The organism is Pseudomonas sp. OTU5201 (assembly GCF_038440135.1).
Classification (GTDB): Bacteria; Pseudomonadota; Gammaproteobacteria; order Pseudomonadales; family Pseudomonadaceae; genus Metapseudomonas; species Metapseudomonas resinovorans.
In genome coordinates this window covers 46465-70125 of record NZ_JASATC010000022.1, presented here as the reverse complement: position 1 = coordinate 70125, position 23661 = coordinate 46465, and the positions used below count along the sequence as shown (strand labels likewise).

The window sequence follows — 23661 nt, the reverse complement described above, 5'->3', positions numbered from 1 at the left end:
GTGCCGGTGTAGAATTCCGAGTTTTTTAATCAGTCAATTTGTCAAGGATTCCCGGATGTTGCCGCGCTTTACAGCCGTCGCCCGCTCCCTGTCATTAGCGTCCCTGCTGGTGGCTGGCCCTGTTGCAGCCCTTGAGTTGCCCCTGCCGCCGCCCGGCGAAGACATCGTCGGCCAGGTTCAGGTGATCAAGGCCAAGTACGAAGACACATTCGCCGATATCGGCGTTGCCAATGACTTGGGCTACCTGGAAATGGTCGCCGCCAACCCCGGCGTCGATCCCTGGCTGCCTGGCGCGGGCACCGAGATCATATTGCCGACCCGCTACATTCTTCCGGCGGGGCCGCGCGAAGGTATTGTGATCAACCTCGCCGAGTACCGGATGTACTACTTCCCGAAAGGGCAGAACGTCGTTCATACCTATCCGCTTGGCATTGGTCGTGAAGGCTGGGGTTCACCCATCGCGCACACCACCATTACTGCCAAGACTTCCAACCCGGCCTGGTATCCGCCCAAGTCCATCCGGGAAGAGCATGCGGCGGACGGCGACCCGTTGCCTGCCGTGGTGCCTCCAGGACCGGATAATCCCCTGGGTCCGTTCAAGTTCAAGTTGGGCGTGCCGGGTTACCTGATTCATGGTTCGAACAAGAAGTTCGGTATTGGTATGCGCGTTAGCCACGGTTGCTTCCGCATGCTGAACAACAACGTCCTGGCCTTGGCGGCCATGGCGCCAGTAGGCACGCCGGTGCGCATCATCAACGAGCCCTACAAGTTCGGCGTCAGTGGCGGCAAGGTCTATCTGGAAGCCCACGCACCGCTGGATGATCACGGCGACCCGTCAGTGGTGGACAAGCACACCGCCGTGATCAATGCACTGCTCAAGCGTGAGGAATTGGTCAACACCATTCGCCTGGACTGGGACGTGGTGCGTGAAGTGGTTGCGGCTGAAGACGGCCTGCCGGTGGAAATTGCTGAACCCAATTCGGCGTTGGCGGCCAGCACGCTGAATACTGAGCTGTAAGGGAACTCGCCCTTGAAGTAAGCCCGCTGAGCGATGCGCCAGCGGGCTTTTCTTTTGCCCGCCAGTTGGTGATGTGCATGAGTCAGGTTCTTGGGTGGAGCGAGGTGACCGGTTAAGCCGGTAAACGGGGGGTGAAAAAGTGAAGGCGATAAAAAAGCCGATCCAGCGAACTGGATCGGCTTCATAGCCTGAAAGGCTATTACTTGCGGCTGGCTTTTTCCAGCATACGCAGGGCGCGTTCGTTAGCCTCGTCAGCGGTCTGCTGGGCTTTCTGAGCGGCGGCCAGAGCTTCGTCAGCCTTGCGGTAGGCTTCGTCAGCACGGGCTTGAGCGCGAGCAGCTGCATCTTCAGTAGCAGTCAGACGGGCTTCAGTTTCTTTGGATACGCTGCTGCAACCGGTGGCCAGAACTGCGGCCAGAGCCAGAGCAGAGAATTTCAGAACGTTGTTCATCGTGTTCCCCTTAAGGTGGACATTTCCATAAAGCAATTCCCCGAGCTTGGGAAATTAGCCGGCGTACATACTACCCATAACTTGTAGTAAGTAAACTCACCTTGCGCAAGGCAGGCACATTTTTTTCAGCTTGCCGGCTAGTTCACGAGCAAACAGCGAGGTCGCTGATCAAAAAACAGGCAGCTTGATTGTTCTTTGATCAGTCGAAATTCCAAGTGTAGGCCCAAGCCAGCGACTCGGGCAGGTTCTTGCTCATCTTCTGACAAGCGTTACCTCGACCCGGGGTAGGGATGTGGTTCGAGGGTGAAATTTGCTTTGAAAAAGGGAACTTTTTCAGAGAACCGGGAATTATCTTCATCTATACAAAGAGCGGCCGTGGTAGTGCCTTCGGGTGGCTGATAAGCTCTCCTGGCTTCCGATATCCATAGCGAAGCGCAGACTTCAAGGACGTCACTATGTCGAAGATTTTCAAGTGGGGATTGCTCTCGGTTCTGGCCGTGGGTCTGATCATCAAGTTGTCGCTCTGGTGGTCGGTCAGATCGATCATGGATGACGCCATCAGCAAGTTGTCGCCGGTAATGGATATCACCTACGGCGGCATAACTTCCTCCTTTGATGGTCGGGTTGGCCTGGAAAATCTTCAACTTCGTGTTCCGGCCATCGGGGACAGCCTGCAGGTGCAGCGGGCTGAGCTGAAGTTCAAGAGTCTCAGCGAACTTCTCAGCTTCAAGGAGCGCCTGGCGGAGGGCAAGTTTCCGGAGCAGATGGCGGTTAGCTTGAAGGGCATCGCACTGGAAGTGCACGGCCCGTTCATGCAGCAGCTTTACAACACCCCGGCAGAGCGCAGCGTGTTCACGGCTATGAGCGAAGTGGCTTGCGGCGAGGTGCGCAATATCGGTACCAACGAGCTGCTGGAGATGGGCTATCGCACCCTGGAAACGGATGCGGAGTTCTCCTACCTATTCCAGCCAGGTGCACAGAAACTGAGCCTCAATCTGACGTCCGATACCCGCGACATGGGTGAAGTGCGCCTCAGTCTGTCCTTGTCTAACATGTCGGAGAAGCCGGGCGACCTCAGGGTCAATCCGCCGCATCTCTCCAGCGTGATATTTGAACTGAACGACAACCAGTACCAGCGCAAGGTCCAGCAGTTCTGCGCCGGCAAGCTCGGCCAGTCCGAGGATGTGTACCTGAACATGGCAATACAGCAGTTCGACGCCGTGCTGCGCAGCCAGCGCGTGGCCCTGGGACAGTCGATGCTGGATGCCTACGGTCGCTACCTGAAGGACCCGCAGTCGCTGCGCGTGGAGCTGACGCCGAGCGACGGCATGGCCTGGGATGGGCTGCAGTTCTTCGATGCCAAGGATGTGGTGACCATGTTGCGTCCGGCCGTTCTGGTGAACCAGGAGCTGGTGCAGCCGGTCGAATTCGTCTGGGTCGATCCGGCGGCAGCGCGAAACGAGCACACGGCGCTGGAGAAGATCACGGCAGAAGTGGAGAGCGAAGACGACGAACGTGCCGTGCAGCAGTATGAGTTCGTCAATGTTGCCGACCTGTCGGGATATGCCGGTAAGCGGCTGCAGTTCATCACCTTCGATGGCGCCTATTACCAGGGTGTATTACACAAGGTGGAGAACGGGAAGGCGTATCTCAGTGTGCAGTTCGGTTCCGGCACGGCTGAGATGTTCCTTCGGCTGGAAAAGATAGATAAGGTACGGGTCAGGTTTTAGACCCCTCAGAGGAGTAGTGATGAGCGAGGCATTGTCCATCCACCATGACCAGGCAGGTCATCAGTTCGAGACCACCGTGGACGGTCATCGTGCATACCTGGCCTATATGGACTTGGGTAAACAGACGTTGGACATCTATCGCACATTCGTGCCAAACGTCCTGCGTGGTCGCGGGATAGCCGCGGCGCTGACTGAATCAGCCCTGGAATTTGCCGAGGATCATGGTTACACCGTGATCCCATCCTGCTCCTATGTCGAGCGCTATATCGAGCGTCGTCAACGTCAGTCCCACCAGAACGGCTGAATAAGCGTGCAATGAAAAACGCCGGGCATTTGCCCGGCGTTTTCGCTTCCAGCTGTCGATCAGCGCTGGCGCTTGGGCAGCACATCCTTGAGCTTGGCGTGCATGCTGCGCAGGGCTTTCTCGGTGGTGTCCCAGTCGATGCAGGCGTCGGTGATGGAAACGCCGTACTTCAGTTGGTCGAGGTCTTTCGGAATCGACTGGCTGCCCCAGCCGAGGTGGCTTTCCACCATCAGGCCGACAATGGAATTGTTGCCTTCCAGAATCTGGTTGGCGACGTTGTCCATGACCAGGGGCTGCAGGGCCGGGTCCTTGTTGGAGTTGGCGTGGCTGCAGTCAACCATCACGTTCGGACGGATGCCGGCCTTGGTCAGCTCCTGCTCGCAGATGGCAACGCTGACCGAGTCGTAGTTCGGCTTGCCGTTGCCGCCGCGCAGGACCACGTGGCCATAGGCATTGCCCTTGGTGGTGACGATGGAAACGCCGCCTTCCTGATTGATACCCAGGAAGCGGTGCGGGCTGGAAACAGACTGCAGGGCGTTGATCGCCACGGTCAGGCTGCCGTCGGTGCCGTTCTTGAAGCCGACGGCGGAAGACAGGCCGGAAGCCATTTCGCGGTGGGTCTGGGATTCGGTGGTGCGGGCGCCGATGGCCGACCAACTGATCAGATCCTGCAGGTACTGCGGGGAGATCGGGTCCAGGGCTTCCGTGGCGGTGGGCAGGCCTTTTTCGGCCAGGTCACGCAGCAATTGGCGGCCGATGTGCAGGCCATCCTGGATCTTGAAGGAGTCGTCCAGGTATGGATCGTTGATCAGGCCTTTCCAGCCGACGGTGGTGCGTGGCTTTTCGAAGTACACGCGCATGACCAGGAAGAGGGTGTCTGACACCTCGGCGGCCAGGACCTTGAGGCGATCGGCATACTCATGGGCAGCCTTGATGTCGTGGATGGAGCAGGGGCCCACGACTACGAACAGGCGATGGTCCTTGCCATCGAGGATGTTGCGGACCACCTGGCGGCCATTGGCGACGGTGTCCAGTGCTTCATCGGTCAGGGGAATTTCGCGCTTCAACTGCTCCGGCGTGATCAGGGTCTCGTTGGAGGCAACGTTAAGGTCGTCGATCTGTAAATCAGCCATCGTGCTTTTCATCGTTCAGGGTCGTCAGGTCACGGGTGCAGGCCGCCAGCGATCCCCGTATGGCGGAGAGCACAGCAGTAAAAACGCGGCGGGGACCGGAACCTTAACGCTTTCCACGCAGCCTCGACAATGGCGAATGCACGCGCCGGACGTGGAATTTGCACGATTTCAGACGGGGGCGAAGTCCGCAGCGTGCAGGGCGATCCATTCCTTTGCCACGGCCTCTGGTGCCAAGGCGTGGCCAACGGATTTCTCGCGCTGCTTGCGGTACTGCTCGATCAGGCAGATCTGCTCCATCATTCGCACGCGGAACATGTTCTCCTCATCGGTGAAGGCGATGCCGATCATGTAGTCCTCGACCAGTTTGCGGCACCAGGCCACTGTCCCGGAAAAGCGGGCCTGATCGCCCAGCAACGGGATGCGGAGTTCTATCGCGGTGCCGCGCCGAAACGCACGGGTGGAGTTGCATGCCACCCCACCCAGGCTGATATCGTGCAGCCGCTGCAGGGGTATGTGCCTGCCTTTGCGCGGAACCAGCTCGACGGGCATCTCCGTCGGGTGACGCAGGAATTGACGCATGATCGCGAACCCCCGAAGCCTCGAAAGCGGCATCGCACCAGACACTATAGTGCCCGAGCTGGAGCTGACCGACCTCGATGCCGATCACCGTTTGCTCGACTTGTCTGGCACTTCCCTGGTGATTTTTACGAGTCCGGGATGTGCCAGTTGCCGTTGGGCCCGCCAGAATCTGCCGGGTGCGGCCTTGCCGGTGGACCGATTGTGCTGGATAGATGCCGGCAATAATGGTGGGCTGGTCCAGCGTTATGAGGTATTCCACCTGCCTGCGTTGTTCGTGGTCCGAAATGGCCAATTCCATGGCGCGCTGCACTCCAGCCTGCGGCGCGAAGATCTGATTCATGCCCTTGGCCTGGCATTGGCCTGGCCGGCAGAGGAGCTTCCCTAGATGAATTCAAGCAAACCGCGCATCGGCATCATCGGTACCGGTGCAATCGGCGGCTTTTATGGCGTGATGCTGGCCCGCGCCGGCGCGGACGTGCATTTCCTGCTGCGCAGCGAGTACGACGCCGTGGCGGCTCGCGGCCTGCAACTGAACAGCGCGGTGCATGGTGCCCAGGCACTGTTCCCGGTCCAGGCCTACCGTGATGCAGCCGAAATGCCACCGTGCGACTGGCTGTTGGTCGGAGCCAAGACCACCAGCAATGCTGCATTGGCGCCGGTTATCGCCCAGGCTGCGGCGCCGGGCGCCAAGGTCGTGCTGCTGCAGAACGGGCTGGCAGTGGAAGACGAACTGCGTCCGCTGCTGCCCGATTCCCTGCACCTGCTTGGTGGTCTCTGCTATATCTGCGTGCACCGCTCGGCGCCAGGGGTGATCGAGCACCAGTCCCTGGGCGCGGTGAATCTCGGCTACCACTCGGGGCCGGCTTGTGACGAGGCGGAACGCCTGGCTCTGACGGAGGAGGGCTCGGCATTGTTCAAGGCGGCCGGCATCGATTCGGCCGCCGTGGGCAACCTTGAACAGGCGCGCTGGCAGAAGTTGGTCTGGAACGTGCCCTACAACGGCCTGTCGGTACTGCTGAATGCCGGTACCACTGCGCTCATGGGCAATGCCGACAGCCGAGAGCTGATCCAGGCGATCATGCAGGAAGTGGTGGACGGCGCTACTGCAGTCGGCCATCGCATCCCGGACAATTTCGCCTCCAAGCTGCTGGCCTCCACCGACCGCATGCCCGACTATCTGCCGAGCATGTACCACGACTTCGTGCAGAAGCGCCCGCTGGAACTCGGCGCTATCTATGAAGCCCCGCTTGCCGCAGCCGCCGCTGCGGGATTCGAGATGCCGCGCGTTCGCGCGCTCTACCAGGCGCTACGCTTCATCGATGCGCGCAACCAAGGCTGAGAGGCGGACCTTCATGGGCAAAGGGCTGGGTGACAAGCTGGTGCTGGCAATTTCGTCGCGGGCGCTGTTCGACCTGGACGAGAGTCATCGGGTCTACGAGGCGGAAGGCATTGAAGCCTACCGCCAGTACCAGATCGACCACGAGGAGGAGGTGCTGGCCCCCGGCGATGCCTACCCGTTAGTGGAGAAGCTGCTCGCCCTGAACGAGCAACTGGGTCAGCAGCGGGTGGAGGTCATTCTGGTGTCGCGCAACAGTGCCGATACCGGCCTGCGAGCTTTCAACTCCATCCAGCACTACGGTCTGGGTATCTCCCGCGCTGCCTTCGTCGGCGGTCGCAGCCCGGAGCCTTATCTGCGTGCCTTCGGTTGCCACCTGTTCCTGTCGACCCATGCCGAAGACGTGCGGGGCGCCCTGCAAAGCGGGTACGCCGCTGCCACCATTCTCTCGGGCGGTCCGCGTCGTGCCGCCAGCAATGAACTGCGCATCGCCTTCGACGGCGATGCAGTGGTTTTCTCCGACCATTCCGAGCGTATCTACCAGACTGGCGGTCTCGAGGCCTTCCAGGCCCACGAACGGGACTCCGCGCGCGAGCCGCTGGATGGCGGTCCCTTCAAGCCCTTTCTCTCGGCGCTGAACCGGCTGCAGCAAGAGTTCCCGCCGGACGCCTGCCCGATCCGTACGGCGCTGGTAACCGCACGTTCCGCGCCGGCGCACGAGCGAGTTATTCGCACTCTGCGTGAGTGGGACATCCGTCTGGACGAATCCTTCTTCCTGGGCGGGTTGGAAAAGGCAGCGATCCTCGAGACCTTCGGCGCGGATGTGTTCTTCGACGATCAGGCCGGGCACTGCGAAAAAGCACGCGATGTGGTGGCTACCGGGCATGTGCCCCATGGTGTGAGCAACGAGCCACAGTTCTGACTAAGCTCTGGTGAGGCCGGCCATGTAGGGCGGGAGGAGGCCTCATGATTCGCTCCATTCTCTATGCCACGGACCTCGGTCTCTATGCTCCCTATGTGCTGCAACACGCCTTATCCCTTGCCAGGGCCTTCAATGCCCAACTCTATGTGGTGCACGCGGTCGAACCTCTTGGGCTGTTTGCCGAGTCGGTGCTGCAGACCTATCTCGATGACGACACGCTGAAGGAGCTGCGGGCCAAGGGGCTGGGCACCGTCATGTCGAGCATCGAGCAGCGGGTGCTGGAGGGGTTTCGCGACGAAATGGGCGAGGCCGTGCAGGACCTGGACATGATTCGTGCCGTGCGGGTGGTCCAGGGTGATCCGCCGCTGGTCATCCTCGAAGAAGTGCAGAAACTCTCGGTGGATCTGCTTGTGGTGGGGAGCCACAGCCACGGTACGTCACTGGAAACACCGCTGGGCCGAACCGCCGCGCGCCTGGTGCAGTTGTCCGAAGTGCCGGTTTACCTGGTTCCCATGCTCCAGCATCGCGGACGTAACGACTTCTGATCGCCGCTGGTCGCACGTTGTGCAAAGCAGAAAAAAGCGTCTAGTTTTATTCAGCAAACCATTAATATGGTTATAAACGCCGCCGACATCCTGCGGCGTATCCGCTTTGAGGAATGCCTATGAAGCTCCAGCAACTGCGCTACATCTGGGAAGTGGCGCACCACGACCTGAACGTGTCCGCCACTGCACAAAGTCTCTATACCTCGCAGCCGGGCATCAGCAAGCAGATCCGCCTGCTGGAAGACGAGCTGGGTGTCGAGGTATTTGCCCGTAGCGGCAAGCACCTCACCCGTGTAACGCCTGCCGGGGAGCGCATCATCACCACGGCTGGTGAGATCCTGCGCAAGGTCGAGAGCATCAAGCAGATTGCCCAGGAATTCTCCAACGAGAAAAAGGGCACCCTCTCCATTGCCACCACCCATACCCAGGCGCGCTATGCATTGCCGCCGGTGATCGGTAGCTTCATCAAGCAGTATCCGGATGTCGCGCTGCATATGCATCAGGGCACTCCGATGCAGATCGCCGAGATGGCTGCCGACGGCACCGTCGATTTCGCCATCGCCACCGAAGCCCTGGAGCTCTTCGGTGACCTAGTGATGATGCCGTGCTACCGCTGGAATCGCTGCGTCATCGTTCCCCAGGGCCACCCGCTGGCAAAACTGCCCAAGCTGACTCTCGAAGCCCTGGCCGAACACCCCATCGTGACCTACGTATTCGGCTTTACCGGTCGCTCCAAGCTGGACGAGGCGTTCAGCCACCGCGGCCTGACTCCCAAAGTGGTGTTCACTGCCGCTGACGCCGACGTGATCAAGACCTACGTGCGGCTGGGGCTTGGCGTGGGCATCGTGGCCAAGATGGCGGTTGACGCCAAGCTCGATAGCGATCTGGTGGTGCTCGATGCCGGTGAACTGTTCGAAGCCAGCGTGACCAAGATCGGTTTCCGTCGTGGCACCTTCCTGCGCGGCTTCATGTGCGACTTCATCGAAAAGTTCGCTCCGCACCTGACCCGCGACGTCCTGGCCAGAGCAGTGCAGTGCCACAACAAGGCCGAACTGGACGAACTCTTTCACGACGTGGAGCTGCCGACTTACTAAGCGGCTCAGCAAGAATGAAGCCCGGCACACGCCGGGCTCTTCTTTTATTGGGGCAAGGTCGTTGCGAGTGGGCTTCGCGGCGCTCAGCCACAACCTGCGAGACGCTTAAAGGTGATCCAGGCCCTTGCGGTTGGCCAGGTCCTTGAGGCGTTCGACTTCCAGCTCACTGGATTCAGGGGTGGGCGAGGGCGGTTGCAGCACATCGCGGAGAAAGGCCAGGAACACGGTGTAGACCTGCTCCTGGCCATCATCATCACGCACCACGAAGAAGGGGGCTGTTTCCACGGCGTAGTGTTGCGCTGCCATCCAGCCGGCGCTGGCCGGGTTGCGCTCGTCGGCCACCAGAATGCGGTCGATCCGCCCCAGGTGGCCACTGCGCTCCAGGCGCTCCATCACATCCCGGCATTTGCGGCAGTCCTGGCCGTCGGCCAGGACCTTCTTCACCAGGGTGATGCGCATCGTGTCAGGCCTTGCTGATGAGGTTGCCGGCGTGCAGCCCGCATTCCTTCTGGGTGGCTTCTTCCCACCACCAGCGGCCTTCTCGCTCGTGCTGGTTCGGCAGCACCGGGCGGGTGCAGGGCTCGCAACCGATGCTGATGAAGCCGCGTTCGTGCAGCGGGTTGTAGGGAATCTCCAGCATGCGGATATAGGCCCAGACTTCTTCGCTGGTCATTTGTGCCAGCGGGTTGAACTTGTACAGCGGCTTGTCCGGCGTGGAGAAGGCGCTGTCCAGTTCCAGTGCTGCCACCTGGGAACGGGTGCCCGGGCTCTGGTCGCGGCGCTGGCCGGTGGCCCAGGCCTTGACGGTAGAAAGTTTGCGCTTGAGCGGCTCGATCTTGCGGATGCCGCAGCATTCGCCATGGCCGTCCTTGAAGAAGCTGAACAGCCCCTTTTCCTTGACGAAGGGCTCCAGCAGTCGCGGGTCCGGCGACAGCACTTCGATCGCGATGCCGTAGTGTTCACGCACCTGTTCGATGAAGCGGTAGGTCTCCGGGTGCAGGCGACCGGTATCCAGACTGAATACCTTGACGTTCTTGTTCAGTTTCCAGGCCATGTCCACCAGCACGACGTCCTCGGCGCCGCTGAAGGAGATCCACAACTCGTCGCCGAAGTGCTCGAAGGCAAGCTTGAGGATGTCCTGGGGGGACTTTGTGGCGTAGGCCGTTGCGAGTTCGGCGACGTCGAAAGGTTGGCTCATCAGGCAGGCTTCCTTTTAAGGGATGGCGCTAGGCGCGCTCTATGGCGCGCATCTTAGCAAAGGGGAGTTATGCCCCTAAATAACCATGAGGAAGCACCACTGCCTTATTTGGCTATAAGCGTTGCATTGCACGGTATCGGGTGAGTCGCTAGAGTGCCGCCTCCAATCAAAAATGCCATGCGGGGAAACTGCTCGTGGAAATCGCCTGTCTCGACCTTGAAGGTGTACTGGTTCCGGAAATCTGGATTGCCTTCGCGGAAAAAACCGGAATCGAAGCGCTCAAGGCGACCACCCGGGACATTCCGGACTACGACGTGCTGATGAAGCAGCGCCTGCGCATCCTTGACGAGCATGGCCTCAAGCTCTCCGACATCCAGGAAGTGATCGCTACCCTGAAGCCGCTGGAAGGCGCCGTGGAGTTCGTCGACTGGCTACGCGAGCGCTTCCAGGTGGTCATTCTTTCCGACACCTTCTACGAGTTCTCCCAGCCGCTGATGCGCCAACTGGGCTTCCCGACGCTGCTCTGCCACCGCCTGATCACCGATGAGACCGACCGCGTAGTGGACTACCAACTGCGCCAGAAAGACCCCAAGCGCCAGTCCGTGCTCGCCTTCAAGAGCCTCTACTACCGTGTGATCGCCGCCGGCGACTCGTACAACGACACCACCATGCTCAGCGAAGCCCATGCCGGCATCCTGTTCCATGCCCCGGAAAACGTGATCCGCGAATTTCCGCAGTTCCCGGCGGTGCACACCTACGAAGACCTCAAGCGTGAGTTCATCAAGGCCTCCAGCCGCCAGTTGAGCCGCTGAATCCCGCCCATGAAAAAGCCCGCGAAAGCGGGCTTTTTCGTTTCTCCGGGGATTGTCGGATAAACCTGTAGGGGCGAATGAATTCGCCCCTACAAAGAGCATCCACACCAGGGATCAGGTTTCGCTCATCCCCTCCAGCGTCTGCATCAGCACCTTCACCTTGGTGATGGATTCCCGGTACTCCTCCTGCCAGTCGGAGTCGGCAACGATGCCACCACCGCCCCAGCAACTGGCTTGGCCGTTCTTCACCAGCACGGTACGGATGGCGATGGAACTGTCCAGCTCTCCGCGCACATCCAGATAAAGCAGGGAGCCGCAGTAGATCGAGCGGCGGGTGGGCTCCAGCTCGTCGATGATCTGCATGGCGCGGATCTTCGGTGCGCCGGTGATGGAGCCGCCGGGGAAGCTGCCGGTGATCAGGTCCAGCGCATCCTTGCCGGCTGCCAGGCGGCCTGTAATGGCGCTGACCAGGTGATGCACGTTGGGATAGCTCTCCAGGGCGAACAGCTCTGGCACTCGCACCGAGCCGATGGCGCAGCTGCGCCCCAGGTCGTTGCGCAGCAGGTCGACGATCATCAGGTTCTCGGCGCGGTCCTTGCGGCTGGCCAGCAGTTCCGCTGCCTGGGCGCGGTCTTCTTCCGGCGTACGGCCGCGCGGCCGGGTGCCCTTGATCGGGCGGGTTTCCACCTGGCCTTGGCTGACCTTGATGAAGCGCTCCGGCGACAGGCTGAGGATCGCCCCGCCATCGTTCAGCGCCTGGTAGCCGGCGAAGGGGGTAGGGCAGGCGGCACGCAGGGCCTGGTAAGCCGTCCAGGGGTCGCCTTCGCAGGGAGCCTGGAAGCGTTGGGTGAAATTCACCTGATAGCAGTCGCCAGCCTGGATGTAGGCCTGCACCCGTTCGATGGCGTTGCGGTACTGACCTTCCTCCAGGTTGGCGCGAAACGGCGCGCGCAGGCGGAAGGGGTCAGAAGGCGCCTTGCAAGGCTCGCTGAACAGGGCGACCAGTCGCGCGCGCTCGGCTTCTGCCAGGCTCGGATGGAACACCAGTTGGCTGGTGCGCAGTTGGTGGTCACTGATCAGTGCCCAGCCGTAGAGGCCGAGCTGGGCGTCCGGCAACTGGAGGTCGTCGATGGCCTGGTCCGGCAGTTGCTCCACGCGGCGGCCGAAGTCATAGGCCAGGTAGCCGACCAGCCCGCCGACGAACGGTAAGTCGATCCCCGCTGGCAGGCTGGCCTCGCCCAGGCCGTCTAGAGCCCTTCGCAAGCGCTGGGCGAAGTCGTTGGCCGATTCGCCCGGTGCCGCTGCAAATGCTGCCAATGGCCAAGCGCTGAATAGGTCATAGCGTCCACGCTCGGCGACTGGACGGCCAGCGTCCAGCAGCACGGCACCAGGCGCCTGACGGACCAGGGCGAAGCGTTCGCACGGAGATTCGTGATAGGGAAGAACGTGTAATTGGCAGTCGGGCATAGGGCGACGCAGGCTAAGTGCAGGAGCGGATTCTAGTCTGCCTCTAGTGTCGATCCTAGAGCCTTTTCCGACGTTTACGTAGGAAAAGCATTCTGATACTTATGTACCAATCCCACGGGCATGTACGCCCGTTCCACAATGATAACGATACAGGGATTCAGGCAGTGGACGCAGTTCTCAACCCCGCAGCCGGTAGCCGCCAGCGCTCCAAGCTCGTCACACCCCAGGCATCCGCCGATTATCTTCCCAGACCCCAGGTCCAGGCGGCATTGGCCGCTCATCCCCACGCTCGCCTCATGCTGTTCTCGGCGCCCGCCGGGTTCGGCAAGACCACCGCGCTTGCGGCCCTTGCCGAACAGCGCCGAATCGCGGGCAGCGCCGTGGCCTGGTTTTCCCTGGAGGCCGAAGACGATGACCCCGCACGCTTCTTCCAACAACTGATCAAGACCCTCGGCGAAGCCGTTCCTGGCATCGGGGACTACGCCCGGGGCTACCTGCAGAACACCATGCAGGTACCGGTCAACGCCGTGCTGGAAAGCCTGCTGGTCGATCTTGCCCGGCACACCGGGCCGCTCCTGCTGGTGCTGGATGATTTGCACCTGCTGAAAGACCCTGAACTCTTCTCCGCCCTCGGCCGTCTCGTGCGTCTGGCTCCTGCGAGCTTCACGCTGGCCGTGGGCAGTCGCTCCTTGCCACCGCTCAACCTGGCTACCTTGCGGGCCAAGGGCTGGCTGCTGGAGATCGGCCTCGACGAGCTGCGCTTGTCCGCGGACGAAACCCGCGACTACCTGGCCCGTTCCGGGTTGCACCTGGATGATGCCCTACTGGCGGCGCTGCACAGCCATACCGAAGGGTGGGCGATAGGTGTCCAGCTGGCGAGCCTCTGGCTCCGCCACCAGCCCCAGGCGGCCGAGCAGATGGAGCGCCTGGGCAGTGACCAGGCCACCGTCGGTCAATACTTGCTGGCCAGCGTATTCGAACATCTGCCCGTCGAGCTGCAGGACGCCTTGCTGGCCTTGGGGGTCGCCAGCCAGCTCAGTGGCGACCTCGCCAACGCCCTGACTGGCCGCCACGATGGTCAGGCCCTGCTGGAACGGCTGGAGACCATGCAACTGTTCCTCCTGCCGCTGGACCGCGAGCGCCAGTGGTACCGCTTCCACCACCTGTTCGCCGACTTCCTGCGTAGCCGTCTCAAGGCCCGTGACCCCGAGCGCCTGAAGCAGCTGCATTTCAATGCCAGCCTCTGGTTCACCAACCACCACATGCAGAACCTCGCCATCGAGCACGCCAGCCTGGCCGAAGATCCGGAAATGCTCGCGGCCCTGGTGGATGGGTGCGGCCTGGAGCTGATCAACCGGGGTCAACTGAACAAGATCTACCGCTGGCGGCAGAAGGTGCCGGACGAAATCGCCGAGCGTTATCCGACCCTGGTGCTGGCGGACGTCTGGAATCGCGCCACCGAAATGGCTCTGCCGGAAGCCAACCAGATGCTCGACGAGTTGCTGGCTCGCTGGGGCGGCGCCCGCGCCGAAACCCAGCTCAGTGACAAGTACCTGGCGACCTTGGCCGTGAAGGCCGCTCTCGCCTTGCAGAAGGATGACCTCGAGCTCTGCGTGACCATCGCCCGCCGGGTCGAGGCCCAGCTCGGGCGCAACCAGGCCTTCCTCGAAGTGGCCATCCTGGTGATCGGCGCCATGGCCCTGGTGATCCTCGCCCAGCCGGAACAGGCGCGTCGTCTGCTGGCCCTCGCGCAGCAGCGCAATCACTTTCTCGAAGGCCGCTACCTGGACATGCAACTGGCCAACGTTGAAATCCTTCTCGCCCTGGAGCAGGGCCAGGTGAAGCAGGCGCAGATGCTCTTCGATCAGATGCGCGCCCAGGTCGTGCCGCATCTGGGCGAGAAGTCCCGGGCCATGGCCCTGCCGGTCATCGTCGAATCCCTGATCGCCTACCAGCAGGGGCGTATTGACGGTCTGGAGGAACGCCTCGGCGCCGCACTGACGCATATCGACGTCATTCGCCCGATCGACATCTACGCCCAGGGCATGCTCTTCCTGGCGCGCATCCAGCGCATGCAGGACAAGCCCAAGGAGGCTCAGGCCACTCTGGTGCTCATGCAGAACCTCGCCGCCCGCAACCAGTCCTGGCGTTTTTATGCGCGGGCGGTGGCCGACGAAATCTCGTTGATGCTGCAGGAGCCGGGTACCGACCGTATCAAGCGTGCCGAACAACGCTTCAAGGGCGTGGACTGGAACAAGCTTGCCGCGGGTGGCAGCCAGCATGGTGCCAACTCGGCGCTCTGGGTGCAGGGGTTGATTCGTGTACGTCTGCAGCAGGCTCGCGGCCACTTCAGCGAAGCCCTGCACGAAATCACCCAGATGCGCGGCAAGCTCCAGCCCAATTGGCATGGCTTGCAGCGCCTGCGCCTGGACCTGCTGGCCGCCCTCAGCTACCAGCGCCTGGGCTACCAGGAACGCTCCCAGAGCCTGCTGGTGCAATGCCTGCTGAGTGCCGAGCGTGAAGGCGTGCGCAGCCTGTTCATCGAAGAGGGCGAGGCCATTCGCCAACTGCTGCAGCAGTTGGAGTCGGCAGAGCGTCAGCCCGCGCTGCAAGGCTTCATCCGCGACCTCCTGGCGTCCTGGCCCGGTAACGACGCTCGCAAGTCCCTGGATGTGCTCGAAGAGGGGCTCACCGACCGCGAGCGCGAGGTGGTCTGCCTGGCCGCCAAGGGCATGTCCAACGAAGAGATCGGTCAGCAGTTGGCCCTGGCGCTGGGGACCGTCAAATGGCACCTGCACAACATCTACGAAAAGCTCAAGGTGCGTAACCGGACCCAGGCGATCCGGCGCGCCCGCGAGCTGGGACTGCTCGAATCATGACCGACCTCTGCCTGTCACGTCCGCACCAGATCCCCTTGCTGCGCACCAAGCTGTTTCCGGCCGATGCCGGCGGCCGCCCAGTGCTGCAACGTCGTGCCCTGATCGAGCGCCTGCATGCGGCGCGCAGTCGTCGCGTGCTGGTGCTCAGCGCCCCGGCCGGCTTCGGCAAGAGCACCGTGCTCAGCCTGTTCCGCCAGCACCTGCAGGCCGACGGCGCGCACGTCGCCTGGCTGTCCTGCGATGAGGCCGACAGCGAACCCCAGCGTCTGCTGCAGTACCTGGTTGCGGCGGTGGATGCGGCCTTGCCCGGCTTTGGCGGCAACACCGACGGACTGCTGCAGGGTGATGTGAGCTGGCCTATCGAAGCGGTGATTGACGCCTTCGTCAGCGATCTCAAACGCATCGACGTCGACCTCTACCTGATGCTCGATGACTTTCATCGCATCCGCCATGTTGCCCTGGACCAGGGCGCCCGCTACCTGATCGAGAACCTGCCGGCCAATGTCCACCTGGTCAGCAGTACCCGCTTTACGCCGCGCCTGTTGTTCAGCGAGGCGGAGTCCCTGTTGCTCAAGGCGGAAGACCTGCGCCTGACCTTCGAAGAGACGGAAGCCTACTTCCGCGAAGTGCGCCAGCTGCCGTTGTCGAGCGCTGAAGTGCGCCTGCTCCACACCCGCACCGAGGGCTGGATCACCGCGCTGCACCTGGCCAGCCTGGCGCTCGCCCGACATCCGGATCGCGCAGCGTTCCTTGCCAGCCTGAGCGGCACCGAGCGCAATATCGCCGACTACCTGACCGAGGATGTGCTCGACAGCCTGCCTCAACCCTTGCAGCAGTTCCTCGATCAGACCTCTGTGCTGGATGAGTTCTGCGCTGATCTCTGCAACGCCCTGACGGGCCGCCGCGATGGCCTCGATATGCTGATGCGGCTGCAGCGCGAGCAGCTCTTCATCATCCCCCTGGACGAGCAGGGCGAGTGGTTTCGTTACCATCATCTGTTCGCCGAATTCCTTCAGGGGCGGCTGGCGCGTCAGACGGACCCGGCGACCCTGCTACACGCCGCGGCCCGGTGGTGCGAAGGGCACGACCTGCCGGATCGCTCCATCAAGTACGCGTTGCGCGGTCGCGACTTCGCTTTCGCCGCTGAATTGCTGGAGCGCCAGGGCGCGCGACTGATCGCCGGCAACCGGGTCTACGGCATTCTCTCCATGCTCAAGGGCGTGCCCGCCGAAGTCATCCGCGAGCATCCGGTGTTCCAGATCTTCTACGCCTGGCAACTGGCCTTCGAGCAGCGCTTCGCCGAGTCCGAGGCGCTGATCGAGGAAGTCAGCACGCGCCTGCTTCAAGGCCGTGGCAAGGTCATTCACTTCGGCCTTGGCGAATTGCTGGCGGCGTCCCAGGTGCTCAAGGCCCTGGTCATGCTCTACCAGGACAAGCTGGAGGCCTGCCTCAAGGTTGCCCGCCAGTGGCTCGCCATGGTGCCGGACAACCAGCCGGTGTTCCGCGCCAGCCTGGCCTGCGTGCAGGCGGCGGCCTATGCGCTGATGGGGGAGTTCGGTGAGGCCGCCAAGGCCATCGCCGTTGCCCGCGACAATCTGAAGCTGGTGGACAGCGAATACCTGCACGTTATGACCAGCCTGATCGAGGCGCTGATCTGCAAGGAAAGCGGCGAACTGGAGCGCGGCCGCGCCATCGCCGAAACCGCGCGGTCACGCGTGGAGCGGGTGTTCGGCCGGCGCAGCCGGGTGGGTGGGCCGTTGGCCCTGGCCTATGCCGACCTGCTATATGAACAGGACCGCCAGGCGGCGATACTTGCCGAGCTGCCGCTCGCCACCACCTGGCGCGACGTGGCGACACCGGTGGAGTTGATCAGCCGTGGCCAGTTGGTGATGGCGCGGGCACGCTTCTTCGCCGGTGAGGCGGAGCAGGCCCTGGTCCAGCTCGACGAATGGCTGACTGGACTGCAGGGGGCAGGCTACGAACGGGTCTTCGCCCACGGCATGGCCTGCAAGGTTCAGTTCCTGCTCTGGCTGCGGCGGCCCAACGAAGCCGAGCGCATCTGCCTGCAATTGCAGCAGCACCTGGCGGTGTTGCCCCTGGCGCGCTACTCCGACGCCCATACGGTTCTGGCCCTGACTGAAGCGCGCCTGGCCCTGACCGAGCGTCGTCCCGAGCGGGCCCAGGCCAGCCTGGAGAACTGCCTGGCGCGGCAACAGGACGAGCACCAGCGCGACCGGCGCCTGCGGCTGTCGCTGTTACTTTCTGTGGCGTATTGGCGCAAAGGTAACAGCGAAAAAGCCTTCTCCCTGTTCCAGAACACCCTGGAAGACGCCTGGAACCGCGGCTACCGCCGGCTGTTCCAGGATGACGCGCTCTGGCTGCTGCCGCTCTGGGATGCCTGGCGCGCTGCCGAGCCCAAGCGCGCCGGCGCCTGGCAGGGCGTGGCCGAGAGCTTGCGCGAGCAATGCCGCCGGCTCTCCGTCGACCCGGAAACTTTCGATGAAAATCAAGATGTTAGCCATCGCGAGCGGGAGATCCTGCGCTATGTCGCGGCCGGTCTTTCCAACCGCGACATCGCCCAGGCGGTGCACCTGTCAGAGGCCACAATCAAATGGCATCTGCACAACCTGTTCGCCAAGTTGGGAGTTCGCAGCCGTACCCAGGCCGTGTTGAAGGGTAAGAGTCTGGGCCTTCTGAGCGAGGCCTGAGGTGGGAGCCCCGCCGCCCCTCCATCCCTTGGATGGGCTGGCAGCGGGGGAGGGGCTCAGTAGTTTTGTTCCCAGGTCGAGAAGCACGGTGCTTCACGAATCCTCGCTGGACGCGCCTAGGGAATCAGTGTCCGGCCTGGAGATCGGCGTGAGCCGGTCCAACTGCCGATGACAGGAGTCGACGGCAGGCCCTGGGGCAACCCACCTGTGAACTTTGGAGATAAAAAGAATGAAAAGCTTCAAACAACTGGCTCTGGCCGCTGCTGTGCTCGCTGCTCCGTTCATGGCCCAGGCCGACCTCAAGGCCATGGATGATTCCGCTCTGTCCGGTGTGACCGGTCAGGACGGCATCAGCATCTCCGGTAGCTTCAACGGCAGCATCGGCAGCATTGTCTACTCCGACTCCGAGACCGTCGGCAGCACCACCACCACCGGTTCGCTGCGCCTGGAAACCGTGTCCTTCACCGGCTTCGACATCCTCGACAGCGACCCGCTGAAGATCGACGTCATTGACGGCGGCGCCAGCGGCGACAAGCTGCAGATCAGCCTGCCGTCCATCACTGGTCAGCTCGAAGTCGGTGCCATCCGTGTCGGCGACGCCAGCGCTGCCAGCATTGGCTCCCTGGCCGTCAACAACATGAACATGTCCGGCTCCACCATCAAGGTCTGGGGTCACTGATCGCGTTCGGTCGGTAATCCGGAGAGCCTCGCCGGCCTGGTCCGGCGGGGGCTTTCCCCGCGAAGAGTCGAGTAGTCGGAACGGCAATGATCGAAATCCTGGTTGGCAGTTTGCTCGGTCTGTTTGGCTTCACCCAGTCGGTGGACACCAAGCCGCAACCACAAGGTTCGGTGAACATCAGTCAACCGCTGTCACCCAATGGCCCCTACCGCGAGACGGCGGTGGTGGAGCCGATGAGCCAGTTGCAGTTCCGCAACGTCATTCGCCAGGCCTATGACTACAGCTGCGGTTCTGCCGCGCTGACCAGCTTGCTGGACTATTACCTGGGCCGGAACCTGGAAGAACGCCAGGTTATGGAAGGCCTGCTGCGCTATGGCGAAGCCGACAAGATCGTCGAGCGTCGTGGCTTTTCACTGCTGGACATGAAGCGCTTCGTCAGCGCCCTGGGCTACAAGAGTGGCGGCTTCCGCGCCGAGTTCGCCGACCTCGACGACCTGGAACATCCGGCCATCGTTCCAATCCACTACGGTGGCTTCAAGCATTTCGTGGTGGTGCGCGACGTCTACAACGACCACGTGTTCGTCGCTGACCCCGCACTCGGCAATATCAGCTTCACCCGTGCCCGCTTCGAGGAAATCTGGGACCAGAACGTCCTCTTCGTGATCTTCCCCTCGGGCAATGAACCACAGAACGCCATGGCCCTCACCGAGCGTGACCTGCGCCTGGTGGACGACCGCATCGTCAGCCTGTTGGCGTTCCAGGAATTTCCGCAGATCACCAAGTTCACCCAGAACGAAATCGACGAACTGGGTTCGGGGGGCGATATCCGCTACATCCGCCGCAAGTGACACCCGCTCATAACAAGAAAGACCTGGGGATAGCACCATGGGACCAAGGGAATACGCATGGCTGGCCATGCTGGTGCTCTGTACCAGTCTGCCGCTGCAGGCCGAGGAATCCTCGGTGGACGATGCACGTGATGCGCTGAGCAAGAAGGATGACGACGCCGACAGTGCCAAGGCGTTGGAGGAAGTCTTCCAGGCTTCCGAGAAGAGCTACACGCTGCTGAAGAAAGGCGAGCGCACGCTCACCTACGGTTTCGACTACTCGCTGGTGCGCGATGTCCGGGTCGAAACCTTCCGTACCGGCGCCAACGTCTACAGCGTGCTCAGCGAGAGCGAGGCCCAGCACACCTTCACCAACGCTTTCACCTTCGATTACGGGGTGTGGGACAACCTGACCTTCAGCGTGCGCCTGCCCTTCGTCGCCAAGTACGACACCGAGCGCGACCTGAACGTCTACAGCCTCGGCGACATCTCCGCGTCCCTGCGCTGGCAGCCCTGGGCGGCGACGCGCGGCCGGCCGGTCAGCACGCTTTTCGCCACCCTCGGCCTGCCTACGGGCGAGAGCCCCTACGACATCAACTCCGACAACGACCTGTCCACCGGCAATGGCTACTACAGCCTCGGCGTAGGCGCCAACATGTCTTATGTGATCGACCCGGTCGTGCTGTTCGGCTCGGTCGGGTACACCTACAACATGCCGGTGCATGACATTCACCAGATGCGCGGCGGGCGCATCCTGGAAGACGTGGAACCGGGCGACACCCTCAACTTCAGCATGGGCTTTGCCTACGCACTTTCGTACGACGTGTCCCTGGCCACCTCCTACCAGATGGCCTACACGACCAAGCCGACCTACAAGTTCCAGACCGCGAATCTGGAGGGCACCGAACAGACCAGCTCGATCATGAACTTCTCCCTCGGCCTGCGAACGTCGCCGGACTACATCGTCAACGTCAACGCTGGCTTCGGCATGACCGAAGACTCACCGGACGTACTCCTGGGGTTATCCGTTCCCCTCGACATCAAAGGCCTCAAGGCCCAGTAACCGGCGAGATAGCACCTCATGAGCATGCATCTTTCGCCGCTTGCGCGGGCGATCGCCGGGGTTGGTCTGTGCTGGGCGGGCATCGCCCAGGCGCAACTGGCCAACGACCTGACCATCGGCAACCCCAAGGCGATGGCCATGGCCAACGCCGTTACCGCCGATTCGTCCGGTATCGACGCCGTGCATTACAACCCGGCCGCCCTGACCAAGCTCAAGGGCCGTCAGACCACGGTGAAGTTCCTCACCGGGGTGATGGACATCCGCGCCAAGTTCGAAGCGCCGGAGGACTACGGCTTCCTCGGCTACGACGACGACCCGGTCGCCAACTCCAGCAGCCGCACCCTGACCCCGGCCATGTACCTGCCCGGCATGGGCGGCATGACCGAAGTCCCCGTGCTGTTCGCGCCGCTGGCGGGCCTGTCGATCAACCCGCCGGGCTCCAAGTTCACCTTCGCTACCAACGTATACGCGCCCATGGCCCTGGGCTATTCGCGGGACTCAGACAGTGACCCGGCGCGGTACCAGGGCCGAGAAGTGGCCTTGCAGCGCATCACCTACTTCTCGCCTTCGGTGGGCTACCAGGTGAACGACGAATTGGCGGTCGGACTGTCCGTCGGTTTCTCCCACCAGGCGATGGCCCTCAACCAGGACTTCCGCAACCCGGGCTTCCTCACCGGCCTGACCCGGCTGTTCAACGAGTTCCTCTGCCTGCCGGGAATGGGGGAGGTGGTGTCGGGGATCATCAACGTCTGCGGCGGCAAGATCGGGCCCTTCGATACCCTCGCCAACATGGACCTGGACCTGCAGCAATCGCTCTCGCCCACCTGGAACATCGGCGTCCTGTGGGAGCCCACCGACTGGTTCGCCTGGGGGGCCACCTACCAGAGCGAGGCGCGCATGCACCTGCAGGGCAAGTACCGGGTCGACTACAGCAAGGACTGGCAAGGCTTCTGGTCCGGCATGCAGTCGTCGCTCTTCGGACAGGTACTGAGCCCGCTGTTCCCTTATGGCAACGTCGATGAGGAAATCGGCAACGCGTCGCTGGACATGACCTACCCGGACAACTTCTCCACCGGGATCAAGCTCGTGCCCTTCGACCGCTGGCAGTTCAACGTCGACCTGAAGTGGAGCGGCTACAGCGACTGGAACGAGTTCGAGATCGAGTTCGACCGCGAGCTGGACCTGCTACGCATCGCCAAGAACTTTGGCGGTGGCAACGCCACCAGCCACAGCATCATCCTCGACCGCGGCTACCGCGATACCTGGAGCTGGGCGCTCGGCGTGCAGTACCAGTGGACCGACAGGCTGGCCGTGCGCGCAGGCTACGAATGGCGACCGTCGGCGATTCCCGACGACAAGGCGGATGTGCTCGCGCCCATCGGGGATGCCCATCTCTACGGCCTGGGCCTGGGGTACCGCTGGGACAAGGACACCAACATCGACATCGGCTTCAACTACTTCACCACCAAGCAAAGCACCAAAGCCAACACGAGTTGCAGCCTCAACTGCACCGGTATCGATAATCTGGTGTACAACCCCTATGCCGGGCAGAACGTCGAGACGTCCGTAAAGGCATACATCCTGGCCCTGACTTACCAGACGACCTTCTGATGAAAGCGCCCATCCTGTTTCTCGCCCTGACCCTAATCGGTACCGCCCAGGCCAACAGCGGCCGCTACCTGACCTGGATCGATGACCAGGGCCGGGTGCACAACACCTTTGTCGACAGCCGCTACAGCGACCAGCAGCGCCAGGCGGCCAAACGCATCGCCCAGAGTGACCAGGCGCGCCTCAAGGATGCCGATGGCACGGTCTGGCCCGGCAGTGCCAAGGCTGGTGAGAGCAAGCGGCGCTACTTCACCTGGGTGGATGCCAGCGGCAACCTGCAGAACAGCTTCTACGCAGCCGGGCAAGTGGAGGCGGGGGAGCGCAACTTCGTCCTGCCCAACGGCCAGCGCTCGGAGGTGTACGTCGATTCCGACGTGCTCGAAGGCCGCGGCTACTCCCGACCGGAACAGGGGCCAGCCTATTTCACCTGGGTCGACGAACAGGGCCGCACCCACAACTCGCCGGTGCCGGCACGGGGCAGGGCGAGCGCGGATGACGAGGAACGGCCCGGCCCCATCGTCTACACCGAAGCCCGCGAAATGGCGTTCAAGCGCAAGGCAGCGTTGCTGCCGTCCCTCGACGGTCAACCCACCGCCGCCATGAAAGCCTTGCTGGAAGGCAGCGAAGCGCAGGGCGAAGCGCTGTACCAGAGCCTGGTGGAGCGCTGCTGCGGCCAACTGCCGGATGACGCCTTCACCGAAGTTTCGGTCGAAGAGCCGCGCTATGAAGAGTTGAACAATCTCTCGCCCAGCTTCGAGTTCCCCATGGGGCGCAGTTACTACAGCGCACTCAAGCTGCCGCGCTCACAGCACAGCTATGGCCTGCGCATCCGCAGTTTCGCCAACCGCCAGGTCGTTTATCCGTCCCTGCTGTTCCTCGACGAAGCCAAGCGCCCGACCCGTCTGGTGAGCGACGCCGTCTACCAGCTCCACGGCGAAACCTGGTACCGCTACGCCTTCATCGAAGGCACCGTGCAAGTGCGCGCCAACCAGGGTGAGCGTTACGTGCTGCTGCTCACCACCGAGGAGGACCGCAGTCTGCAGACCCTGGACAACAAACCCTTCAAACGCCCCCTGCAGGACCTCGCCTTGAGCGAGTCGGGCATGCAGGTACACGAACACAGCGATCAGGGCTCCTTCGAGCTGGCCATCGTGAAATGACCGCAGAACGCCCGCTGTAGGGGCGATTTCAATCGCCAAGCAGGCCGAAGGCCTGCCCTGCTGAATCTCCGGGGCAACTGCGTTGCCCTTGGCGAATCAATTCGCCCCTACAAGGTCAGCCCTACGGCTTCGCCCGCGCTATGCTGGT

22 protein-coding genes are annotated in these 23661 nt (G+C 62.4%); 16 read left to right on the top strand and 6 right to left on the bottom strand.

Annotated elements, in window-relative coordinates:
* Window positions 1-55: 55 nt before the first annotated feature.
* The gene (locus tag AAHM40_RS15315; RefSeq protein WP_342245408.1) at window positions 56-1018 is read left to right on the top strand and encodes a L,D-transpeptidase family protein; all 963 of its coding nucleotides are present in this window, start codon (window positions 56-58) and stop codon (window positions 1016-1018) included.
* Between the two features lie 199 nt (window positions 1019-1217).
* Here AAHM40_RS15315 and oprI read toward each other — a convergent pair whose 3' ends face one another.
* Entirely contained in the window at window positions 1218-1469 is a 252-nt protein-coding gene (gene oprI / locus AAHM40_RS15310; RefSeq protein ID WP_003448337.1) for an outer membrane lipoprotei OprI, read from the bottom strand.
* A gap of 455 nt (window positions 1470-1924) precedes the next feature.
* Here oprI and AAHM40_RS15305 point away from each other — a divergent pair, with 455 nt between their 5' ends.
* Both AAHM40_RS15305 and AAHM40_RS15300 read left to right on the top strand, forming a co-directional pair.
* Entirely contained in the window at window positions 1925-3199 is a 1275-nt protein-coding gene (locus AAHM40_RS15305) for a hypothetical protein (protein ID WP_342245407.1), read from the top strand.
* A 19-nt stretch (window positions 3200-3218) separates the two neighbouring features.
* Window positions 3219-3503 (top strand): GNAT family N-acetyltransferase, encoded by a 285-nt coding sequence (locus AAHM40_RS15300; protein WP_028627315.1) that lies wholly within the window; start codon window positions 3219-3221, stop codon window positions 3501-3503.
* Window positions 3504-3562: 59 nt separating this feature from the next.
* Here the strand turns inward: AAHM40_RS15300 and AAHM40_RS15295 are convergent, their stop codons facing one another.
* Together AAHM40_RS15295 and AAHM40_RS15290 are read right to left on the bottom strand one after the other, a co-directional pair.
* Entirely contained in the window at window positions 3563-4636 is a 1074-nt protein-coding gene (locus AAHM40_RS15295; protein ID WP_280285488.1) for a 3-deoxy-7-phosphoheptulonate synthase, read from the bottom strand.
* 168 nt (window positions 4637-4804) lie between these two features.
* Window positions 4805-5215 carry a PilZ domain-containing protein gene (locus AAHM40_RS15290; protein ID WP_342245406.1) on the bottom strand — a complete coding sequence of 137 codons (411 nt, stop codon included), beginning with the start codon at window positions 5213-5215 and terminating at the stop codon, window positions 4805-4807.
* Here AAHM40_RS15290 and AAHM40_RS15285 point away from each other — a divergent pair.
* The 5 genes from AAHM40_RS15285 (at window position 5214) to cysB (ending at window position 9112) form a co-directional block, all read left to right on the top strand.
* The gene (locus tag AAHM40_RS15285; protein ID WP_342245405.1) at window positions 5214-5600 is read left to right on the top strand and encodes a thioredoxin family protein; all 387 of its coding nucleotides are present in this window, start codon (window positions 5214-5216) and stop codon (window positions 5598-5600) included. The two genes, AAHM40_RS15290 and AAHM40_RS15285, sit on opposite strands and share 2 nt — an antisense overlap.
* The gene (locus AAHM40_RS15280; RefSeq protein ID WP_342245404.1) at window positions 5601-6554 is read left to right on the top strand and encodes a putative 2-dehydropantoate 2-reductase; all 954 of its coding nucleotides are present in this window, start codon (window positions 5601-5603) and stop codon (window positions 6552-6554) included.
* A 13-nt stretch (window positions 6555-6567) separates the two neighbouring features.
* A complete protein-coding gene (locus tag AAHM40_RS15275; protein WP_028627320.1) occupies window positions 6568-7473 on the top strand; it encodes a 5'-nucleotidase in 906 nt (301 codons plus the stop codon).
* Between the two features lie 44 nt (window positions 7474-7517).
* Window positions 7518-8018 carry a universal stress protein gene (locus AAHM40_RS15270; RefSeq protein WP_274800787.1) on the top strand — a complete coding sequence of 167 codons (501 nt, stop codon included), beginning with the start codon at window positions 7518-7520 and terminating at the stop codon, window positions 8016-8018.
* A gap of 119 nt (window positions 8019-8137) precedes the next feature.
* Entirely contained in the window at window positions 8138-9112 is a 975-nt protein-coding gene (gene cysB / locus AAHM40_RS15265) for an HTH-type transcriptional regulator CysB (protein ID WP_342245403.1), read from the top strand.
* A gap of 105 nt (window positions 9113-9217) precedes the next feature.
* Here cysB and AAHM40_RS15260 read toward each other — a convergent pair whose 3' ends face one another.
* Window positions 9218-9571: a hypothetical protein gene (locus AAHM40_RS15260; protein ID WP_342245402.1), complete on the bottom strand. Its 354-nt coding sequence runs from the start codon at window positions 9569-9571 to the stop codon at window positions 9218-9220.
* Window positions 9572-9575: 4 nt separating this feature from the next.
* Window positions 9576-10310: a phosphoadenylyl-sulfate reductase gene (locus AAHM40_RS15255; RefSeq protein WP_028627324.1), complete on the bottom strand. Its 735-nt coding sequence runs from the start codon at window positions 10308-10310 to the stop codon at window positions 9576-9578.
* A gap of 194 nt (window positions 10311-10504) precedes the next feature.
* Here AAHM40_RS15255 and thrH point away from each other — a divergent pair, with 194 nt between their 5' ends.
* On the top strand, window positions 10505-11122 hold the full coding sequence (gene thrH, locus AAHM40_RS15250; RefSeq protein WP_342245401.1) for a bifunctional phosphoserine phosphatase/homoserine phosphotransferase ThrH: 618 nt from the start codon (window positions 10505-10507) through the stop codon (window positions 11120-11122).
* A gap of 114 nt (window positions 11123-11236) precedes the next feature.
* Here the strand turns inward: thrH and pabB are convergent, their stop codons facing one another.
* Window positions 11237-12589 (bottom strand): aminodeoxychorismate synthase component I, encoded by a 1353-nt coding sequence (gene pabB / locus AAHM40_RS15245; protein ID WP_342245400.1) that lies wholly within the window; start codon window positions 12587-12589, stop codon window positions 11237-11239.
* A gap of 164 nt (window positions 12590-12753) precedes the next feature.
* On the opposite strand from pabB, the gene AAHM40_RS15240 reads away from it, so the two are divergent.
* The 7 genes from AAHM40_RS15240 to AAHM40_RS15210 all read left to right on the top strand — a co-directional run bounded on the left by AAHM40_RS15240 (window position 12754) and on the right by AAHM40_RS15210 (window position 23513).
* Window positions 12754-15468 carry a LuxR C-terminal-related transcriptional regulator gene (locus AAHM40_RS15240; protein ID WP_342245399.1) on the top strand — a complete coding sequence of 905 codons (2715 nt, stop codon included), beginning with the start codon at window positions 12754-12756 and terminating at the stop codon, window positions 15466-15468.
* The gene (locus tag AAHM40_RS15235; protein ID WP_342245398.1) at window positions 15465-18176 is read left to right on the top strand and encodes a helix-turn-helix transcriptional regulator; all 2712 of its coding nucleotides are present in this window, start codon (window positions 15465-15467) and stop codon (window positions 18174-18176) included. Before AAHM40_RS15240 ends, AAHM40_RS15235 begins: the two co-directional genes overlap by 4 nt.
* A 229-nt stretch (window positions 18177-18405) precedes the next feature.
* On the top strand, window positions 18406-18855 hold the full coding sequence (locus AAHM40_RS15230; protein WP_280285499.1) for a DUF6160 family protein: 450 nt from the start codon (window positions 18406-18408) through the stop codon (window positions 18853-18855).
* Window positions 18856-18941: 86 nt separating this feature from the next.
* Entirely contained in the window at window positions 18942-19703 is a 762-nt protein-coding gene (locus AAHM40_RS15225) for a C39 family peptidase (protein WP_028627330.1), read from the top strand.
* Window positions 19704-19740: 37 nt separating this feature from the next.
* Window positions 19741-20745, top strand: coding sequence for a transporter (locus AAHM40_RS15220; RefSeq protein WP_420847207.1), 1005 nt, complete (start codon window positions 19741-19743; stop codon window positions 20743-20745).
* Window positions 20746-20769: 24 nt separating this feature from the next.
* Window positions 20770-22356, top strand: a complete 1587-nt coding sequence (locus AAHM40_RS15215; RefSeq protein ID WP_446731575.1) for an outer membrane protein transport protein — start codon at window positions 20770-20772, stop codon at window positions 22354-22356.
* Window positions 22356-23513: a MalM family protein gene (locus AAHM40_RS15210; protein WP_342245396.1), complete on the top strand. Its 1158-nt coding sequence runs from the start codon at window positions 22356-22358 to the stop codon at window positions 23511-23513. Before AAHM40_RS15215 ends, AAHM40_RS15210 begins: the two co-directional genes overlap by 1 nt.
* The last annotated feature ends 148 nt before the right edge of the window (window positions 23514-23661 follow it).

Bases quoted from the DNA above. Each gene is read 5' to 3' on its own strand.
- AAHM40_RS15255 (WP_028627324.1), bottom strand. From the start codon at position 10,310: ATGAGCCAACCTTTCGACGTCGCCGAACTCGCAACGGCCTACGCCACA.
- AAHM40_RS15260 (WP_342245402.1), bottom strand. From the start codon at position 9,571: ATGCGCATCACCCTGGTGAAGAAGGTCCTGGCCGACGGCCAGGACTGC.
- AAHM40_RS15295 (WP_280285488.1), bottom strand. From the start codon at position 4,636: ATGGCTGATTTACAGATCGACGACCTTAACGTTGCCTCCAACGAGACC.
- AAHM40_RS15210 (WP_342245396.1), top strand. From the start codon at position 22,356: ATGAAAGCGCCCATCCTGTTTCTCGCCCTGACCCTAATCGGTACCGCC.
- AAHM40_RS15270 (WP_274800787.1), top strand. From the start codon at position 7,518: ATGATTCGCTCCATTCTCTATGCCACGGACCTCGGTCTCTATGCTCCC.
- AAHM40_RS15220 (WP_420847207.1), top strand. From the start codon at position 19,741: ATGGGACCAAGGGAATACGCATGGCTGGCCATGCTGGTGCTCTGTACC.
- AAHM40_RS15230 (WP_280285499.1), top strand. From the start codon at position 18,406: ATGAAAAGCTTCAAACAACTGGCTCTGGCCGCTGCTGTGCTCGCTGCT.
- AAHM40_RS15315 (WP_342245408.1), top strand. From the start codon at position 56: ATGTTGCCGCGCTTTACAGCCGTCGCCCGCTCCCTGTCATTAGCGTCC.
- AAHM40_RS15285 (WP_342245405.1), top strand. From the start codon at position 5,214: ATGATCGCGAACCCCCGAAGCCTCGAAAGCGGCATCGCACCAGACACT.
- AAHM40_RS15225 (WP_028627330.1), top strand. From the start codon at position 18,942: ATGATCGAAATCCTGGTTGGCAGTTTGCTCGGTCTGTTTGGCTTCACC.
- oprI (WP_003448337.1), bottom strand. From the start codon at position 1,469: ATGAACAACGTTCTGAAATTCTCTGCTCTGGCTCTGGCCGCAGTTCTG.
- AAHM40_RS15275 (WP_028627320.1), top strand. From the start codon at position 6,568: ATGGGCAAAGGGCTGGGTGACAAGCTGGTGCTGGCAATTTCGTCGCGG.
- AAHM40_RS15215 (WP_446731575.1), top strand. From the start codon at position 20,770: ATGCATCTTTCGCCGCTTGCGCGGGCGATCGCCGGGGTTGGTCTGTGC.
- AAHM40_RS15290 (WP_342245406.1), bottom strand. From the start codon at position 5,215: ATGCGTCAATTCCTGCGTCACCCGACGGAGATGCCCGTCGAGCTGGTT.
- pabB (WP_342245400.1), bottom strand. From the start codon at position 12,589: ATGCCCGACTGCCAATTACACGTTCTTCCCTATCACGAATCTCCGTGC.
- AAHM40_RS15280 (WP_342245404.1), top strand. From the start codon at position 5,601: ATGAATTCAAGCAAACCGCGCATCGGCATCATCGGTACCGGTGCAATC.
- cysB (WP_342245403.1), top strand. From the start codon at position 8,138: ATGAAGCTCCAGCAACTGCGCTACATCTGGGAAGTGGCGCACCACGAC.
- AAHM40_RS15235 (WP_342245398.1), top strand. From the start codon at position 15,465: ATGACCGACCTCTGCCTGTCACGTCCGCACCAGATCCCCTTGCTGCGC.
- AAHM40_RS15300 (WP_028627315.1), top strand. From the start codon at position 3,219: ATGAGCGAGGCATTGTCCATCCACCATGACCAGGCAGGTCATCAGTTC.
- AAHM40_RS15305 (WP_342245407.1), top strand. From the start codon at position 1,925: ATGTCGAAGATTTTCAAGTGGGGATTGCTCTCGGTTCTGGCCGTGGGT.